Source organism: Pseudomonas sp. VD-NE ins, assembly GCF_031882575.1.
GTDB classification, from domain to species: domain Bacteria; phylum Pseudomonadota; class Gammaproteobacteria; order Pseudomonadales; family Pseudomonadaceae; genus Aquipseudomonas; species Aquipseudomonas fluorescens_BZ.
This window is the reverse complement of the sequence record NZ_CP134772.1, coordinates 4,732,221-4,750,012: the sequence shown is the minus strand read 5'-3', so window position 1 is coordinate 4,750,012 and position 17,792 is coordinate 4,732,221. Positions and strand designations below refer to the sequence as shown.

15 protein-coding genes are annotated in these 17,792 nt (G+C 53.8%); all 15 read left to right on the top strand.

Annotated features, from left to right (window positions below):
- The first annotated feature begins 17 nt into the window (after window positions 1–17).
- The gene (locus RMV17_RS21125; RefSeq protein ID WP_034155284.1) at window positions 18–938 is read left to right on the top strand and encodes a glycosyltransferase; all 921 of its coding nucleotides are present in this window, start codon (window positions 18–20) and stop codon (window positions 936–938) included.
- A gap of 178 nt (window positions 939–1,116) precedes the next feature.
- The gene (locus RMV17_RS21120) at window positions 1,117–2,106 is read left to right on the top strand and encodes a glycosyltransferase family 2 protein (RefSeq protein WP_034155283.1); all 990 of its coding nucleotides are present in this window, start codon (window positions 1,117–1,119) and stop codon (window positions 2,104–2,106) included.
- A gap of 54 nt (window positions 2,107–2,160) precedes the next feature.
- Window positions 2,161–2,979, top strand: a complete 819-nt coding sequence (locus tag RMV17_RS21115; RefSeq protein ID WP_007908460.1) for an ABC transporter permease — start codon at window positions 2,161–2,163, stop codon at window positions 2,977–2,979.
- Entirely contained in the window at window positions 2,969–4,294 is a 1,326-nt protein-coding gene (locus RMV17_RS21110) for an ABC transporter ATP-binding protein (protein ID WP_034155282.1), read from the top strand. The genes RMV17_RS21115 and RMV17_RS21110 overlap by 11 nt, the downstream gene beginning before the upstream one ends.
- 132 nt (window positions 4,295–4,426) lie before the next feature.
- The gene (locus RMV17_RS21105; RefSeq protein WP_311882306.1) at window positions 4,427–5,788 is read left to right on the top strand and encodes a sulfotransferase family 2 domain-containing protein; all 1,362 of its coding nucleotides are present in this window, start codon (window positions 4,427–4,429) and stop codon (window positions 5,786–5,788) included.
- 1 nt (window position 5,789) lies between these two features.
- The gene (locus RMV17_RS21100; protein WP_311882305.1) at window positions 5,790–6,851 is read left to right on the top strand and encodes a glycosyltransferase; all 1,062 of its coding nucleotides are present in this window, start codon (window positions 5,790–5,792) and stop codon (window positions 6,849–6,851) included.
- A 108-nt stretch (window positions 6,852–6,959) separates the two neighbouring features.
- Complete coding sequence (locus RMV17_RS21095) at window positions 6,960–7,427, top strand: hypothetical protein (protein ID WP_311882303.1); 468 nt, start codon at window positions 6,960–6,962, stop codon at window positions 7,425–7,427.
- On the top strand, window positions 7,420–8,583 hold the full coding sequence (locus RMV17_RS21090) for an acyltransferase (protein ID WP_311882301.1): 1,164 nt from the start codon (window positions 7,420–7,422) through the stop codon (window positions 8,581–8,583). Before RMV17_RS21095 ends, RMV17_RS21090 begins: the two co-directional genes overlap by 8 nt.
- 7 nt (window positions 8,584–8,590) lie before the next feature.
- A complete protein-coding gene (locus RMV17_RS21085) occupies window positions 8,591–10,804 on the top strand; it encodes a glycosyltransferase family 4 protein (RefSeq protein WP_311882299.1) in 2,214 nt (737 codons plus the stop codon).
- 95 nt (window positions 10,805–10,899) lie between these two features.
- Window positions 10,900–11,832, top strand: coding sequence for an NAD-dependent epimerase/dehydratase family protein (locus RMV17_RS21080; protein WP_007908483.1), 933 nt, complete (start codon window positions 10,900–10,902; stop codon window positions 11,830–11,832).
- 48 nt (window positions 11,833–11,880) lie between these two features.
- The gene (locus RMV17_RS21075; protein ID WP_311902264.1) at window positions 11,881–13,230 is read left to right on the top strand and encodes a glycosyltransferase; all 1,350 of its coding nucleotides are present in this window, start codon (window positions 11,881–11,883) and stop codon (window positions 13,228–13,230) included.
- 169 nt (window positions 13,231–13,399) lie between these two features.
- The gene (cysC, locus tag RMV17_RS21070) at window positions 13,400–13,993 is read left to right on the top strand and encodes an adenylyl-sulfate kinase (protein ID WP_311882292.1); all 594 of its coding nucleotides are present in this window, start codon (window positions 13,400–13,402) and stop codon (window positions 13,991–13,993) included.
- On the top strand, window positions 13,990–15,366 hold the full coding sequence (locus RMV17_RS21065; protein ID WP_311882290.1) for an FAD/NAD(P)-binding protein: 1,377 nt from the start codon (window positions 13,990–13,992) through the stop codon (window positions 15,364–15,366). Before cysC ends, RMV17_RS21065 begins: the two co-directional genes overlap by 4 nt.
- Before the next feature lie 173 nt (window positions 15,367–15,539).
- Entirely contained in the window at window positions 15,540–16,511 is a 972-nt protein-coding gene (locus tag RMV17_RS21060; protein ID WP_034155277.1) for an SDR family oxidoreductase, read from the top strand.
- Window positions 16,508–17,524, top strand: coding sequence for a glycosyltransferase family 4 protein (locus RMV17_RS21055; RefSeq protein ID WP_311882288.1), 1,017 nt, complete (start codon window positions 16,508–16,510; stop codon window positions 17,522–17,524). Before RMV17_RS21060 ends, RMV17_RS21055 begins: the two co-directional genes overlap by 4 nt.
- Window positions 17,525–17,792 lie beyond the last annotated feature (268 nt).

The following is a 17,792-nucleotide window of genomic DNA, read 5'->3' as shown; positions in this document are numbered from 1 at the left end:
CTGCTAGCAGGAATGGCATGCCAGTAAAACATCCCAAGATTGCGGTTTTGCTGGCTGCCTACAATGGCATGCAGTGGATCGAGGAGCAGGTAGCCTCGATCCTCGGTCAGCAGTCCGTCGATGTCACTATTCATATCAGCGTTGATTTGTCCGATGACGGCACCGAGGCCTGGTGCAAAGCTCTCGGAGAGGTCGACAGCCGCGTGATTCTTTTGCCTCCTGCCGGGCGTTTTGGTGGTGCGGCGCGCAATTTTTTTCGTTTGATTCGAGATGTTGATCTGCACGATTACGATGCTGTGTCGTTTGCAGATCAGGATGATATCTGGGAGTCCGACAAGCTGCTGCGCGCTACACAAGCCATTGCCTCGCACGGAGTCGAGGCCTACTCGAGCAATGTCACGGCTTTCTGGCCGGATGGCAAGACGATCCTGCTCGACAAGAGTCAGCCACAAGTTGCCTGGGATTTTCTGTTCGAGGCGGCGGGGCCTGGCTGTACTTACGTGTTGAGCCCCGCGCTTGCCCGGTCACTGCGCCAGCAGGTCATTCAGGATTGGGAGCGGCTGCAACAAGTCAGTTTGCATGACTGGTATTGCTATGCGTTCGCTCGCAGCCATGGTTTCAAATGGTTCATCGATTCGCGGCCGAGTATGCTTTATCGGCAGCACGAGAGTAACCAGGTAGGCGCCAATACCGGGTTGACATCACTGTTTCAACGCTATGTCACCATCCATGAAGGCTGGTGGTTCAAGCAAGTTCAGGCCATCGCGCTGCTTGTCGGGGCGGATAAAAATCCCTTCGTCAGCAGCTGGCTGCCTCTGCGGCGGCGTGATTTGCTGCGGTTATCCGTCAGGGGCGGGCAGTGCCGTCGGCGGCCGCGTGACAAGTTTCTGTTTTTTTTCGTCTGCTGGCTGACTGCTGTCGTTGGCAGGAAGTCCTGATCGAGGCTGGAGCGGGTTTTGCGATTTCGCTTCGCCTGCTCGAAGCCCAACAACCGGAGATGAAAGTTCTCTATAATCGCCCGCTTCATGAAGGGAACGAATGGAGCCGATACCGCCGAAGCACTGGATATGATTCCTCAGGCTTCCGACCGGCGTTTTAATTGCAGTGGAGCATACAGTGTCAAGCCCCTTATCAGCGGATTCCGCGAACTCCGGCCTGAGTGTCGATACAGTCGAAGTGCCGGAGCTGGATGAGTCTGTCGCGATATTGCTGTGCTCGTATAACGGTGAGCGATTTCTTTCCGAGCAATTGAGCTCCATTGAGCAGCAGCAACATGCGCAGTGGCGCCTGTTCGTCTCCGATGACGGATCGTCCGACTCGACACTGGAGATTCTCAAGTCGTTCCAGGCGCGTATGGGGGAGCAGAAAGTGACGTTGCTTTCCGGCCCTGGAACGGGGTTCGCCGACAACTTCATGTCGGTGACCTGTCTGGAAAATATCAATGCTGATTTTTACGCGTGGTCCGACCAGGATGATGTCTGGGCGGCCGATAAGCTCAGCGCTGCGTTGACATGGCTACGTCAGGTACCCGTTGGCGTTCCTGCGCTGTATGCCTCCCGGACGACGGTGGTCAATGAGTCCGGTGTCGAAGTGGGGATGACCCCCGGATATTGCCGCGACTTCAGCTTCCCCAATGCGCTCATACAGAATGTCGCCGCCGGAAACACGATGGTTTTCAATCGCGCGGCGCATGAGTTATTGAAGGCGGGGCCGGCTCGGGGCATTGTCGCCCATGACTGGTGGGCTTATATGCTGGTGACCGGCGCCGGCGGGCAGTTTCATTTCGATCAGGTGCCGCATCTTTTCTATCGGCAGCACGAAACGAATTCGATAGGCGCCAATGCGGGGTTCATGGCCGCCCTTACGCGTATCCGAAAAATGTTTCAAGGACGTTTGCGGCGCTGGATCGATCAGAACATCGACCACCTGGAGGTGGTTGAGCATCTTCTGACCGAGCAGAACCGCAAGGTGCTGAGCCAGTTCAAGAGCGCTCGCAGTCGGGGCTTGGCTGGACGCATCACCGGGATATGGCGCTCGGGTATTTACCGCCAGACGCTCCTGGGGAATCTGGGGCTTGCAGTAGCGACCATTTTCAAAGGAATTTGATGATGAATGTTGTGAAAAGGGTTTGAAAATGAGTTTTTTTGAGGTCGCAGGTTAATGCAGAAATTTTCAGCGGCGCCTGGCGTCATGTTCTCCAGTGTCTGGCGCAATCGCGCACTCATCGTTGCTTTGATCAAGCGCGAAGTCATCGGTCGCTACCGCGGCTCCTTTATGGGCATTCTCTGGTCGTTCTTCAATCCGATCGTGATGCTGGCGATCTACACATTCGTGTTCAGCTTCATCTTCAACTCACGCTGGGCGGGGGCCGGTGATTCAAAAGCCGAGTTCGCGTTGATCCTGTTCGCCGGCCTGATGGTTTTCAACCTGTTCGCAGAGTGTGTCACCCGCGCGCCCAATCTGATCATTTCAAATGCCAACTACGTGAAGAAGGTCGTGTTTCCGCTGGAAATACTGCCGTGCGTAATCGCCGGCTCTTCCTTGTTCCATGCGTTGGTCAGCCTGATTGTGTGGTTGCTGGCTTACTGCGTGTTCTTTGGCATGCCGCCGCTCACATTGTTTTACCTGCCGCTGGTCATAGCGCCTCTGGTGCTGATCATCCTGGGTCTGTCATGGGGGTTGGCCGCCATCGGTGTTTACATGCGAGATGTCGCGCATTTCATTGGCCTGGTGACCAGCGGTCTGATGTTCCTCGCGCCGATTTTCTACCCTGCAACGGCAGTGCCGGAGGAGTATCGGCATCTGCTTTTGCTCAACCCGCTCACCGTGGCCGTGGAGAACGTGAGGGCCGTACTGTTTTTTGGGCAGCAGCCTGATTGGCAGGCGCTCGGCATCTACGCATGCATAGCGATTGCAGTGGCTTACCTGGGGTTTGCCTTCTTCCAGAAGACTAGAAAGGGGTTTGCCGATGTCCTCTGAAATCGCGATCAAGCTGCAGAATGTCAGCAAGTGTTATCACATTTACGACAAGCCTCGCGATCGTCTCATGCAGATGGTTGCTGGACAGCGCAAACAATATTATCGGGAGTTCTGGGCGCTCAAGGACGTTTCGTTCGAAATCAAGAAAGGCGAGACGGTCGGTATTGTCGGCCGTAATGGCAGCGGCAAATCGACGTTGCTTCAGGTCATCTGCGGTACGTTGAACCAGACCGTTGGCGATGTTCAGACCCTTGGCCGGATCGGCGCGCTGCTTGAACTCGGCTCAGGATTCAACCCGGAATTCACTGGGCACGAAAACGTCTACATGAACGCCGCGATTCTTGGTCTGAGCCGTGCGGAAGTGGATGAGCGCTACGCCGACATTGCGGCATTCGCCGACATTGGCGAGTTCATTCATCAGCCGGTCAAGACGTACTCCAGCGGCATGATCGTGCGTCTGGCGTTTGCCGTTCAGGCGATGGTTGACCCGGACATTCTCATTGTCGATGAGGCGCTGGCGGTCGGTGATGAGCGCTTCCAGCGCAAGTGTTTCGCCAGGCTCGATGAGTTGAAGGCGAAGGGCACTTCGATTCTGTTCGTCTCCCACTCGGGACCGCAGGTTGTCGAGCTGTGTGATCGGGCGATTTTGATGGAGCGCGGTGAACGCGTCTGTACCGGATCGCCGATGGAGGTGGTACGGGCTTATCAAAAGCTGATCTACGCACCAGCCGAAGAACAGCCTCGATTGATCGAGGAATTCCGCGCAATTGGTACAGACAGGATTGCTGTCGAGGCAAGCCCGGTAGAAGCCGAGCAGAATGCGCCAGAGCAAGACCAGTACTTCGATGCCGGAATGGTGCCTGAGTCGACTACGGTCTACCCCGAACAAGGTGCTCGAATCGACGCGTTCGAGGTGTTCGACAAAGAAGGACGTCGTTGTAATGTCCTCAAGGCCGGCGGCGAATACGATATCGTCATGAGGGGCAACCTCACTGACGCGGTCTCGCGGGTTTTCTTTGCGATGCACATCCGGACGGTGTCGGGCGTCGTGATTACCGGTCAGCGTTTCCCCGATGAAGGGAAATATTTTGACTGTGAAGGCGCTGAGCGCGAGTTTCGAGTCACGTTCAGCTGCAAGATGGTGATGCTCCCCGGCGTATACTTCGTCGGTGGGGGCGTGTGGTCGGAGAGCGAGCCAACCCTGTGCCACCGGATTCTGGATGCTTCGATGTTCAGGGTGGTGTCGGATCAGGGGTTGAGGTCGTTTGGTTATATGGATGTTTCCGTAGATGAACCGGCGCTTGAACTGCTCTAAAAACTTGATCTGCTGAGGGAGAATCAGTCGTTCAGATGCCTCGGGACAGGGATGTTCGAATGGATGAGGAGGCCGGGTATGGGCCCCGATATAGCGTAAATATCGGCAAGATTTCCCTTTGCATAAAAATCAATGAGAATTGAGAAAAAAGTAATGACGAGTAGTGATGACCAGCGCTTGCTGGACTATTTTTCCTGGAATAGCTGCGTCTCGGATGAGCGGAAGTTGTTCTACGTGGCCACTCCAAAGGTGGCGTGCACCTCCGTGAAATGGTGGTTTGCAGAGCTTGAGGGTGTTGTTCAGGCCGTTCAGCAAGCGAAAAGCAGTTCGGAAACAGATCCGGAATTGGCCATTCATGACACGTTGCTCGCCGTCGCCCCCGGAATGTTCGTCAGATCCCCCGAGCGACTTGCTCAGATAAAGGCCGATGGGTACTTCAGCTTTGCGCTGGTGAGAAATCCCTACAAACGGATTTTTTCTGCCTGGCAATCGAAAATACTGCTGCGCGAGCCGTTGCAGATTGTTCCTTATGAAGGGCAGGATTTCGTCGAGCACCCGATTGAACTCATGTCAGATGTGACGGGGGCTTTCGAGTGTTTTCTCGAATATCTGTACGTCCACGAGCGCGACGATTTCAAGGATTGTCATTGGACGCCTCAGTACGATTTGCTCCAGCCTGCACTTTTCCCTTACAGCGCCGTCTCAAAAATAGAAGATACTGCGGCGCTTGATGCTGCGCTTCGCGCTCACCTCGCAGAGGCATATGTAAGTCCGTTTACGACTGCTCGCGCGAACGAGAGCATGATCCCCTATCTGCCGGAATTCATCAGCCCGCGATCCAAGGAGCTGATTGAAGAACTTTATTCCAGGGATTTTGAGGAATATGGCTATTCAAAAGTCATTCCGCCTGCGAAGGAAAGTTTCTCGCAAGAGCAGCTGACGGTGGCGCTCAAGGGGGTTGAGCTTTTACGCGGCAGGCATCAACGCATGGGTGAAATGCGCCAATGTTTGAATGAACAGATGGCTGACCTGCTGAAGGATAAAGAGTGGCTTGTCGGAGATCGCGACACTTGGGCTGCTTTCGCCAAGAGCAAAGAAGAGCAGATATATGCTATTGAGGCGCACTGTAGTGCTCAAGAGGCCGATAGGGTTGCCAGAGACGCACAATATGGTGATCTAGAGGCCAAAATGGTCGCTAAAGAGGCACAATACAATGACCTGGAGGTCCTCAAGCTCGCTCAACAAGCTCAACTTGAAGCGTTGCGCTCTGAATGCGAAAATCTCGTAATTGAGCTGGACCAGTCGAAGAAAGAAGCGAGCCAGTTGAAGGTTGATCTCGAACTGTCCCAAGCGGAAATTTCAACGCGTATTGCTGGTTGTGAGACATTTGCATTGAAGCATAAGTATTACCTTGCAGCGTATCAATTTGTTGGGGCGATTTCTGCCTCGTTGCGCAAGGCATTGCGTGTAACTAATAAGCGTAACGGAGCGTAAAGTGCCGAAAGTTTCAGTTGTTCTTACCTCCTATAACCATGAAAAATATATCGGGCAGGCAATCGATTCGGTGATCAATCAGACGTTTGCTGATTGGGAGTTGATTATTGTAGATGATGTTTCGCCAGATGGTTCGTGGGCCGTTATCGAAAGCTACAATGACCCAAGAATCATCAAGGTTCAGAACGATAGAACTCGCCGTTATATCTACAATATTAATCGTGCTATCGAATCGCAAAGTACCGGTGAATATATTGCCATTCACCACTCGGATGATGCTTGGGAACTGGACAAGCTGGAAAAGCAAGTGGCCGTGCTGGAAGCAAATCCCGGCATAGGTGCGGTATTTTCGCATGTTCAATGTATTGACGAGAATAACCAGCCACTCGTCGTCGAATGGTTCAATCAGCCGAACAAGCCGCGGACGGCCTGGTTGCGTTCGCTATTCTTCAACGAAAACCAGTTGTGTCACCCAAGTGCGCTGGTCAGGCGCAGTGCCTATGAGCAGGCGGGTCTCTATAGAAGCGCGCATGCGCAGACAGACGATGCCGAAATGTGGACACGGTTACTGAAGATTTTCGATATCCATGTTGTTCAAGAGCGACTGACCCTGCACCGTATCTTCTCGGATCAATCCAACGAGAGTGGGGAGAGGCCCGACAGGCTGGCCCGGATGTGGCTGGAATGGCACTTTCAAAAGAAACACTACATTGGCATGTCGCTGACCGACATACTTGAAGCGTTTCCCGAAAGTGAAAAGTGGGTAACGCCAAAAGGGGCCAATAGCGGCTACTTGCTGGCAATGTTCGCAATCCAGATCGGCGGTTGCCCTGGCACCCGGTTGTTTGGTGTCGAATTACTGTATCAGTTGATGAACAGTAGCGAAGATAGAGCGGAGATCGAAGCTATTCACGGCTTCAACTACCTGGACTTCATCGCGCTCACGGGTCAGGAAGAATTTTTCAACCCGGCAGCATTGGCGCCCGTAGTGCCGAGTCGCATCGCCAGCAATCCGCTGCGGCGCTTGGTCGGTAAGGTAGTGCGCAGGCTAAGCAGCTGGTAACAGGGCATCTGCCAGGATAACTGACCGAGCCAGTGTTTCGCTTCTAAATGGGGCAGAGCGCTGGTTTTATGGTATGCGAAAGTAATCAGTAATGATTGGGCAGTGAGAGTGAAGGTCGATCTGAAGATATTGAGTGGTGTCCTTTTTTTCGCCTTGATTGCGATAGGAGTGTTGTCCTTCGCTCGCTGGACAGGAGTCGGCAAGGTAGTTGAATTGCCCGTACCGGTCGCACCTCCGGTCGTTCTTCCGCAAGGGGTGGATGTGACCGTGACGAGCGCGGGGGTCACCCTGGAAGTACAAGCTTGTGACATCGAAAAGTTGGGAGATGAGTTTTTCCTGCACCTTTATCCGGCGAATGCCGCGAGCGCAGGCCCGGAAGGATTCATCAATCAGCAGTTCAATCTGAAGGCCTTGACGCCAGTCGAAACCAAAAAACAGGAAGGTCACGGCTCTTGTCATTACCGCATAGAGTTCGCGCCGATGGCCATTACCCGCGTCGCGCTAGGGCAGTTCAGGGCACCGGAAGGACGCTGCTGTGACATTTTGTGGACTAAAGAAGTGAAACTTGATGAATAGCCCTCAAGCAGCAGGCGCTCTACAGAATGCCCATCGTTCCTTTGGCCTGGATGTTTGTCGGACCATTGCCTGCCTGCTTGTTGTTTTCGGACATATGCTCGGGCACTCGGCACCGCATCCAGTATTGGCCGGATTCGCATTTCTGGCGACTTTCGGTGTGGATTTGTTCTTTTGTCTGAGTGGTTTTCTTATCGGCAGGATTCTGCTAAAAGAGGCGGCCCATTGGCGCGAACAGAAGATTGCCGGATTGACAGAGTTTTGGTATCGGCGCTGGATGAGGACTTTGCCGCTCTATATTTTCTTCTTTTTTGTTTCGTTGCGATTTGACTGGGCGGGCGCTACGACATTCGCCGAGCAGTTTCACTACTTGGTGTTTGCGCAGAACTTTGCATGGAATATGACGGATTTCTATCGTCTGTCCTGGAGCCTGGCGGTTGAAGAGTGGTTTTACTACACCTTTCCGCTTGTCATGTTGTTGATGATCGGGCTGGGCGCAGGCGTCAAGAACGCAGCGGCGATCGTTATCCTGGTCTTTATGGTGGTGCCTTTTCTTGCGCGTATCGGATTGCCGATTCAGTCAGTGCGATATGACGATGCACGTTATGTAGTGTTGTACCGCCTTGATGCCATCGGTTTCGGGGTATTGATCGCTTATCTCTACACTTGGCACCGCCCGATCTTTGAACGTCTGACCAAGTTTTGGTATGTGCCATTTACATTCGCTGTCGGATTGATAGTACTGACTCGACAAGGGTTGCCATGGACTGCTGGCAGCAAGCTGGAGCAATCATTGTTTTTCACGTGCTCAGCGATATTTTTCGCGGCGTTAATACCTGCATTTTTCAGTCTGAGTGCTTCGCGCCTTAATATCGTAAATCGGTTCGTGAAATATACCAGCCTGATTTCCTATTCAATTTATCTTGGCCATATTTTTGCTTTTATATTGGTGATAAATGTTTTGAATCGATATGGGTTGCACGAGCGTATTTACGATAATCCGTGGCTGGCCTACCCGATTTTCATTGTGTGCGTTTACGCGCTCGCCCATCTGACATACACATTCGTTGAGAAACCGTTCTTGCGGTTACGTGATGTTAATAGCTTGTCGGTAGTCAATTTTTTTAAAAGTCTTCAGCGTTTTGGCGCAGGGAAGTAATTATTTTATGTCGAACTCTGCGCAGATTGATGCTCTTCCAAGCGCCGATCCGGTTGAAATGGCGAATCGATACGAACCAATAAATGGATGGAGTGGTGGTCCTCAGCAAGCTGATGTCCTTGTCGTCAGCAGTGCGAGCGCTACGCTCACCGATTTTTCGAATCTGTATCGATCCCTTCTGGGGCAGACATTCCAGTCCTGGAAATGGCTGATTTGCTTTGAAGGTGGCACGGCGCCGCAATTTGGCGATGAGTTCTTGCACGCTATAGCCATTGATAAGCGTGTGCAGGTACTTGATCGTACAGAGTGCACTTACGCGAATGACGTTTGGGCATTTCCTGAATATGTAGTTCTGGCTGATGTAGCAACAGCGTTTGATCCGACATTTATCGAGAAGGGTATCTGGTTTCTAGAGTCAAACCCTGAGTTCGCTTTTTGCAATTCCTTCGGCACGATAACGGGAGAACAGCGCGTGCCAGTACGGCACAGCTTGAGTCAAGGCAAATATTATCTCGAGCACCCTCATCCCAAAGTCAGAGGCATTGTGGTTCGCAAGTCGGCCATCTTGCAGATGTCTGAAGAAGTAGCGCCTCTCGTCGACGGCAGAGATCCAACATCCTTTCTCGCTCGCCTGGCGGATGCGGGTCATTGGGGTTTTACCATTGCAGAGTTTCTGCAGACCTTTAGCAAAGTATCGTCGCGACAAGGCCTAGACGCTTCACCCTCACTGCCGCTCAAGCCTGTTCCTAGCCCTCAGCGTCGTTATCCCTCTGCCTATGAAACATTGCCCGAGGGCGTTGTATTCAATAATCCCTTGAAAGGCAACGTGCGCGGTAGAAGGGTCATGTTTTTACTGCCGTGGATGGTTGAAGGCGGGGCTGATCGCGTCAATATTGATCTCATTCAAGGGCTCGTTGCGGGCGGCGCCGATGTAACGGTATGCGCTACTCTTGAGGCTGATCATCGGTGGCAGGACAAGTTTGCGGAGTGGACGGCGGATATCTTCATTCTGCCGAATATTCTTTCGCTGTCAGATTTTCCACGGTTCCTCTTGTATCTCATTGCCTCCAGACAGATCGACACTGTATTGGTAGCCGGGAGTACGCTGGGTTATCAGCTTCTTCCTTACTTGCGCACGCAGGCGCCAGCGACTACGTTCCTGGACTTGAGTCATACCGAGGAAATGCACTGGCTCAACGGCGGGCATCCGCGATTTGGCGTCGGTTATCAGGATGCACTGGACATGAATGTGGTCAGTACGCGCCATCTGTCCGAGTGGATGGTGGAGCGCAATGCTGATGCCGGGAAAGTTCGTGTCATGTACACGGGAATCAAATCGCACCCGGTATCGCTTTCGCAAACTCAGCGAGCTGAAAAACAGCGTGGTCTAGGCCTTGATGAACAGGCCTTTACCATCATTTTTGCGGGGCGCATGTGTGACCAGAAGCGACCGCTGAAGCTGGCTGAAATCCTCAACGGTTTGAAACTGGCTGGCATTCGCTTCAATGCATTGATCATCGGTGAGGGCGAATTACGTCCGGCGTTCGAGGCATCAATCAAGCAGTATGGCTTGGGTGCAGAAGTTCATGTAATTGGTGCGAAACCGCATGCTGAGTGGCTCTCATTACTGGCAATTTCCGATGTGTTGCTAATGCCTTCGGAATACGAGGGAATCTCGGTCGCTCTTCTTGAGTCAATGGCTGCAGGCGTTGTGCCGGTGGTTGCCGATGTTGGTGGACAGGATGAGTTGGTGGGCGAGGAAACCGGGTATCTGGTCCCGCACGGCGAAGACGAGGTCAGTCGCTATGTTGACGTATTAAGGGTACTGTCGAAAGATCCGGCGATGCGTGAGCGAAAGGCGCAGGCGTGCCGGCAGTTGATCGAGGCTCATTACACTGCAGCCGCGACCAATCGTCAGTGGTTACAGATCTTGGATGAGGCTCAAGCCAACAGGGCGCAGTCACCCCAACCGTTCATGCCGGCAGGGCTCGCGAGAGAGCTGGCGACGACTGCGCTGGAGAACCGCCGTGTGACATCTTATCTGGATTATCTCTATTCTACGCATTGCCTGACAAATGATGCGCAAACCGAGGTTCCAGTCAAGGCCGGAATTCTACGGTTGTTAATTTCACAAGTTCGCCAATATCCATTCGCTAAATACTTGCTGAAAAACCCATTGATTAAAAAGTTTGCGCAAAAGTTGAAAGTGTTGGTTTCTTGACGCTTTGTCGCTTTTGTGTTAATTTTTTTGTCATTTTTATTGGCTGATTAACGTCAATTTTTTTGTCATTTTTTCGATGTCAGTCGAGAGTTGTTATGAAAATTACAGTATTTGGTGGTGGCGGTTTTATCGGATCAACAATTGTTGATCGTTTGTTGTTAGATGGTCACTCAATTCGAGTTTTTGAGCGTCCTCGCGTAGTTGAATATCGTAAGTTTTTATCTCATGAATGTGTCGAATGGATGACAGGCGATTTGTCGTCCACCAGTGATATAAACAAGGCAGTAGAAGGTGCAGATGTTGTTTTTCATCTGGTCTCCACCACGCTGCCGAAAAGCTCGAATGAAGATCCGGTCTACGATGTCCAGAGCAATGTCGTTGCAAGTTTGCAACTGCTCAATGCAATGGTTGCGCACAAGGTTGGCAGAATCGTTTTCATTTCTTCCGGAGGCACTGTCTATGGCGCTCCGAAGTACCTGCCGATCGATGAAAAACACCCGACAGATCCAGAAGTTTCTTATGGCATCACCAAGCTGACCATCGAGAAATATCTGCAAATGTACAACCATCTGTATGGCATCAAGCCTGTTGTTCTGCGGGTCGCCAACCCTTACGGCGAGCGTCAGCGCGTGGAGACTGCGCAGGGCGCGGTGGGTGTGTTCATCCATAACGTGCTGAAGGGCTTGCCGATCGAGATTTGGGGGGATGGTAGCGTCGAACGCGATTTCCTGCATGTCAGCGATGTGGCCGAGGCGTTCGCCAAGGCGGCTACCTACTCGGGTAGCGCCAGTGTCTTCAACATCAGTTCCGGCGTGGGTACCAGCCTGAACAGTCTCATGTCGATGATCGAAGAAGTCAGCGGTGAGCCGGTTGCCCGTAACTACAAGCCTGGCCGTTCTTTCGATGTGCCAGTGAGTGTACTGAGCAACGATCTGGCGCGCGACGAACTGGGCTGGGAGCCCAAGGTTTCGATGAAGGAAGGGATCGTGCGAACTTTCGAGTGGGCCAAGAACGAACAGCAGAAGTGAGGGTGGTCGGGTGAGTTACCGTCTGCTCGGTGCCAGCGTTGGTTGCAAATGAAGGTTCTGCTCACGGTTCATCAGTTTTTCCCGGAGTTTTCCGCGGGTACTGAGGTTTTGACCCTGTCCGTTGCCCGCGTATTGAAAGCCCTTGGCCATGAGGTCAGGGTTTTTACGGGCTATCCGGCTACCGAAGCGCTCGCGGACAGTGAGCGCTTCGATCAATATCATTACGACTCGATTCTCGTTGATCGCTTTCGGCACGCCTATGTGCCCATGGGCGATCAAACTTCAAAAATCGAGATCGGTTATGACAACCATCTGGCCGCTGACTTTTTCGGGCATTTGCTGGAAGAGTTCAAGCCGGATGTCGTGCATTTCTTCCACCTCAATCGTCTCGGCACCGGCCTGATCGAAAAAGCGGTCGCTGCCGGTGTACCTGCGTATTACACGCCAACCGACTTCTGGAGTATTTGTCCTACCGGGCAATTATTGCGTTGTGGCGGGCGGACATGTGCGGGGCCAAGTACGGATGCGGGGAACTGTGTCGTGCATTTTGCTGCAAGTCAGCTGCCTGAGCGCATTGGCAGGCTGGCGACTGCGGTTCCGGATGTCATCAGCGATTTGCTCGTGCGCATTGTTCGCTCGCCTCGGCTGCCAGCGGGGGGGGGCCTGGTGCGCGAGGTGCGCGCACTGCATGGTCGTCTTGAGCGTAATGTCGGGCGGCTGAATATGCTCCAGGGCATCATCGCGCCCAACCAGATGATCGAAACCCTGCTGACCCGTAATGGCGTGCGGCCAGATATCGTGGTCAGGTCGTCCTACGGCATCAATCTTGATCAGCCAGTTGTGGTGCGAGATCGAGCGCGGCGTGAGCGCCCCTTGGTCTTGGGATTCATTGGAACGCTCGCTTCACACAAAGGCTGCCATGTGCTTTTGGAGGCGTTGCGGCAGTTTTCTTCGCGCGATGTGCAACTGAGAATTTACGGCAAGCAGACGGAATTTCCCGACTATGTAGCCGGCTTGCATCGGCTGGCGGATGGCAATGAAGCCGTCACGTTTTGCGGCACTTTCGCCAACGAAGACATATTCGATGTATTGGGTGGGCTGGACGCACTGATAGTGCCATCTGTCTGGAATGAAAATACGCCCCTGGTCGTCTATTCGGCACAGGCTGCCGGTTGCCCGGTTGTAGCTTCCGATGTACCCGGAATCGCTGAGGCCGTGACCCATGATTTCAATGGATTGCTGTTTGAACCAGGCAGCGTGCTGGGCCTTGAAAGCGCATTGAAACGACTGCTTGCCGAAGAGGGTTTATTGGCAAAGCTGTCGTCGAATTCCACGCCTCCAAAATCCGTTGCTGTTTATGTAAATGAGTTGTTACAGAGATGGACGTTATCCAAGTAACAGCGTCGGCTATTGTTCCGGTGTGGAGGTTTTTCTTGGCGCCGGCAGACGCTGGGTCTATTCTTCACGCTTAATTACGAACTTGGGTTCAATGCTCTCAGATCTAATTTCTGGCAGCGTTGGAAAGCCTGATTTAAGTCAATGTGTATATAACTGCGGTGTAGTTTCGATGACGGAAAATCTTGTCGCTCATCAGATGGTTGTCGACCGGGAGCAGCGGAGCGCTCTTAAACAGCAGCGCCCTGTGGTTCTTTGGTTTACCGGGCTTAGCGGCGCCGGCAAATCGACGATCGCCAACGCTCTAGAGCAGGCACTGCTTGAGAATAATCGTCATACCTACTTGCTGGACGGAGACAACATGCGTCTCGGTCTGTGCAATGATCTCGGGTTCAATGATCATGATCGGGCGGAAAACATCCGCCGGATCGCTGAGGTAGGCAAGCTGTTCGTTGACGCTGGCCTGATAGTCGTCAGCGCCTTCATTTCGCCGTTTCGCCTTGACCGGGCATTGGCCAGGAAAGTGATCGGTGACGAGTTCTTCGTTGAGGTCTACATCAGTACGCCGTTACCTGAGTGTGAGCGCCGCGACCCGAAGGGGCTGTATGGCAAGGCACGCTCGGGCATGATCAAGAATTTCACCGGTATCGACTCGTTGTACGAGCCTCCGCTGACCCCGGATATCACGATCAACACACTTGAAGAAGATGTGTCCGTATCTGTCGAGAAGATCATGAAGTATCTGGTCGGGCGGATCGAACGTTGAAGACTCTGGTCATCATTGGTGCCGGGTTCAGTGGCGCGGTAACCGCTGTTCAATTCCTCCAGGTGTGCAACCCTGGCACTCGAGTGGTGTTGCTCAACCGTTCCGGCGAAATGGCCCGTGGTCTGGCTTATGGAACCAACAGTTCGCGGCACTTGCTTAATGTGCCAGCGGGGAACATGACGGCGCTGGTTGATCAGCCTGATCATTTTCTGCGTTTTTGCGAAAGCCGTTTGCCGGGTACTGCGGCGGGGACTTTTGTTCCTCGCAAGCTCTACGGCGAATACCTCTCGGGGCTGCTCGCCGAGGCTGAACATCAGTGCCGTGATGGCGTCAGTTTCGAGCGGATCACCACCGAAGCTCACAGCATCGAAGCGGAGAACGGAAAAGCCCGGATACGTATTGCTGATGGCCGGGAAATACTGGCCGATCATGTGATTCTCGCGTTCGGTAACTTTTCACCGTTCAACCCGGCCATCACGTCCATTCCCCGTGCCGCAGGGCGCTATCTCGCTGATCCGTGGTCGGGAGAAATCGAGGTGCCGATCGACCCGGAGGCTCCGGTTCTGTTGCTGGGCGCAGGATTGACTGCACTGGATGTGGCGCTGACCCTTGATCAACAAGGGCACACCGGGCCGGTGTACATGCTTTCGCGGCGAGGCGTCCAGCCGTTGCCCCATCGTACTTCGGGGCATGTCGATAGCATTGCCGGTGAGGTGGTTCAAACGCTTCTTGCCTCCGCTCCGAGCGTGCGCAGCTATTTGCGCCACATGCGTTCATTGGTCCGTGTTGCCGCTAAGGATGGCGTCGACTGGCGTGATGTCATTGCCGCCGTGCGTCCAGTCACGGCACAACTGTGGGAGCGTTTGAGCGAGACCGAACGCCGACGTTTCCTGCGTCATGTCCAAGTGTATTGGGACGCCCATCGCCACAGAGTTGCACCGGCTTCGTATGCGGCGTTTTCCGCGCAGTTGGAGCTGGGCAGGCTGAAGCCGATGGCGGGCAGAATCCAGGACATCGAAGTGTTGCCCAATGGTTTGCGCGTTCAAGTCGGGCTGCGTGGTACTGCGGCGGTAGAGTCTCTGGATGTTTCGCATATCATCAATTGCACCGGACCGAATTCCAATCTGGCGCGGGTCGATGATCGCTTGATCGTGCAATTGCGGCAGTCGGGGCTGATTCGATTGGATAAACTCGGCCTGGGCGTTTGCGTCGATGAGGCGCTTTCCGTTCAGGATGAGCACGGCGCCCCTGTCAGTTGGCTGAGCTACGTCGGGCCAATGCTCAAGGCGCAGTTCTGGGAAGCCACGGCTGTTCCAGAGCTTCGTCGTTATGCGCGAGATCTGGCCCTGCGGGTTGCCGCGAAAATCGGCTGATTCATATCGCGACGACCAGTGTCACGGGCTTGTCCTTTCAGGCATCACGGTTTCCACTGGCGTGTAGTTTGGCCTCGCTGTTTGCGGCGGGGTCCAATCCTCTTTTGGATAGTTTGATGGTCAGTAGTCGTGATGCAATTTCAAGCGTCAATATTCGTTACCGAGCCTGAACAATGAAAGTTGAAACGGTACTTGTCACCGGCGGCTCAGGCTTTTTGGGTGGTGCCTTGCTGCGACACCTGGATACCAGCGGGCAGTATTCCCTGATTGCCGCATTGCGCAAGGAATGTAGCGATCTCCCCCAATCCATTCGGCGTTTCCTGTTTGCGGATCTGACGGCTGATGTCGATTGGCGAGATGCGCTTGATCAGGTTGATGTGGTGGTGCATTCCGCGGCACGAGTTCATGTCATGGATGAATCCGCTGCTGATCCGCTGACCGAGTTTCGGCGGGTAAATGTCGATGCCACATTGAATCTGGCCCGGCAGGCTGCAAGTGCAGGTGTGAAGCGCTTCATCTACATCAGCTCGATCAAGGTCAATGGCGAATCAACTTCGCCTGGCATTGCGTTTACAGCAGATGACACGCCCGCGCCCCTCGACCCTTATGGCATTTCCAAGCTTGAGGCCGAACTTGGCTTGAAGGCGCTCGCAATCGCTACCGGAATGGAAGTGGTCATCATCCGGCCCGTTCTGGTGTATGGCGCGGGCGTCAAAGCCAACTTCCTCAGTATGATTCGCTGGCTACAACGCGCAGTGCCGTTGCCGTTCGGTGCGGTGCATAACAAGCGCAGCCTGGTCAGTCTGGATAATCTGGTGGATTTGATCGTGACGTGTATGAGGCACCCTTCGGCGGCTAATCAGACATTTCTGGTCAGCGACGGGCATGACCTCTCGACAACCGAGCTGTTACGCAGTCTGTCTGCTGCGCTGCACAAGCCCTCTCTGTTAATACCGTTGCCGGTGAGCCTGATGAGTGCCGCGGCGAAACTATTGGGCAAAGAGGCCGTCGCACAGCGCATCTTTGGTTCCCTGGAAGTCGATATCAGTAAGAATCAACGTCTGTTGGGCTGGGTTCCGCCGGTCAGTTTTCCGCGGGCTCTGGACGCCACAGTAAAACCATTCCTGGATGCTCGAAAAAAATGAATGACTGGTGGCTAGTCCCGGTTGTTGCGATCCTGTCGTTCGCACTCACGGGTTTTTTACGTCGTTATGCAATTTCGCGCAGCCTGATCGATATTCCCAATCAGCGCAGTTCCCACTCGATCCCAACACCGCGTGGTGGCGGTGTGGCCATCGTCCTGACCTTTATCTTCGCCATGTGCGTTTTGTTCGCTGTCGGGCTGACGACTAAGGAGGCGTTGATTGCTTTGGTCGGCGCCGGCGGTATCACGGCGGTTATCGGCTTTCTGGATGATCACGGTCACATCGCCGCCCGCTGGCGCCTGCTGGCGCACTTTTCTGCCGCCGCTTGGGGCGTTTATTGGGTGGGTGGGCTATCGCCGTTGGTGATTGCCGGTGTCAGCGTTGATCTGGGATGGCTCGGGCATTTTCTCGCGCTGTTTTATCTGGTCTGGATGCTTAATCTCTACAACTTCATGGACGGTATTGACGGTATTGCCGGTGTCGAAGCCGTCACGACATGCGCTGGTGCCTGTCTGATTTACTGGCTCAGTGGCTTCCCGCAACTGTTATGGCCACCTGCGTTACTGGCGGTATGCGCTGCCGGTTTTCTGTGCTGGAACTTTCCCCCGGCAAAAATTTTCATGGGCGATGCGGGCAGTGGCTTCCTCGGTATCATCCTTGGCGTGTTGTCGCTGCTGGCGGCATGGACTGATCCCGGGTTGCTGTGGGTCTGGCTGATACTGCTTGGCGTGTTCATCGTTGATGCAACGTTCACGTTGATGCGTCGATTGTTGCGCGGCGATAAAGTCTACGAGGCGCATCGCAGCCACGCCTATCAGTTTGCGTCCCGACAGTTTGGCAAGCACCTGCCCGTGACTGTGGCAGTCGGGCTGATCAATGTGTTCTGGCTGCTGCCGATTGCGCTCTGCGTGAGCTACTTGAAAGTGGACGGTGCACTGGGGTTGGTTGTGGCGTACTTGCCACTTGTCTGGCTGGCGGTTAAGTATCGAGCGGGCGAACTTGAGCGATCTTAAGTAGTTGGGCAAGGCGCAGCGTCCTGGGCGCTCCCTGCCGCCCATCGCCGATTACGGCTGCTGCGGAAGTGTCGGAAAACCGGCCAGGATGTGTATCATGCGCCACCCAAATAGATTATTGCCCGTCTGTCTCACGGACTGCGAAATCAGGTGGCGCATGACACATTTCGGTTTGTGTACATTTATGGTTCGAGATAGGTGAGAGGCTGGGAAACACTGCACCGCTCATCAAAGGTGGAGAAGCACTCGATCCCTTGAAACTGCTTAA

Bases quoted from the DNA above. Each gene is read 5' to 3' on its own strand.
- RMV17_RS21125 (WP_034155284.1), top strand. From the start codon at position 18: ATGCCAGTAAAACATCCCAAGATTGCGGTTTTGCTGGCTGCCTACAAT.
- RMV17_RS21115 (WP_007908460.1), top strand. From the start codon at position 2,161: ATGCAGAAATTTTCAGCGGCGCCTGGCGTCATGTTCTCCAGTGTCTGG.
- RMV17_RS21110 (WP_034155282.1), top strand. From the start codon at position 2,969: ATGTCCTCTGAAATCGCGATCAAGCTGCAGAATGTCAGCAAGTGTTAT.
- RMV17_RS21105 (WP_311882306.1), top strand. From the start codon at position 4,427: ATGAGAATTGAGAAAAAAGTAATGACGAGTAGTGATGACCAGCGCTTG.
- RMV17_RS21090 (WP_311882301.1), top strand. From the start codon at position 7,420: ATGAATAGCCCTCAAGCAGCAGGCGCTCTACAGAATGCCCATCGTTCC.
- RMV17_RS21085 (WP_311882299.1), top strand. From the start codon at position 8,591: ATGTCGAACTCTGCGCAGATTGATGCTCTTCCAAGCGCCGATCCGGTT.
- RMV17_RS21080 (WP_007908483.1), top strand. From the start codon at position 10,900: ATGAAAATTACAGTATTTGGTGGTGGCGGTTTTATCGGATCAACAATT.
- RMV17_RS21075 (WP_311902264.1), top strand. From the start codon at position 11,881: ATGAAGGTTCTGCTCACGGTTCATCAGTTTTTCCCGGAGTTTTCCGCG.
- cysC (WP_311882292.1), top strand. From the start codon at position 13,400: ATGACGGAAAATCTTGTCGCTCATCAGATGGTTGTCGACCGGGAGCAG.
- RMV17_RS21060 (WP_034155277.1), top strand. From the start codon at position 15,540: ATGAAAGTTGAAACGGTACTTGTCACCGGCGGCTCAGGCTTTTTGGGT.
- RMV17_RS21055 (WP_311882288.1), top strand. From the start codon at position 16,508: ATGAATGACTGGTGGCTAGTCCCGGTTGTTGCGATCCTGTCGTTCGCA.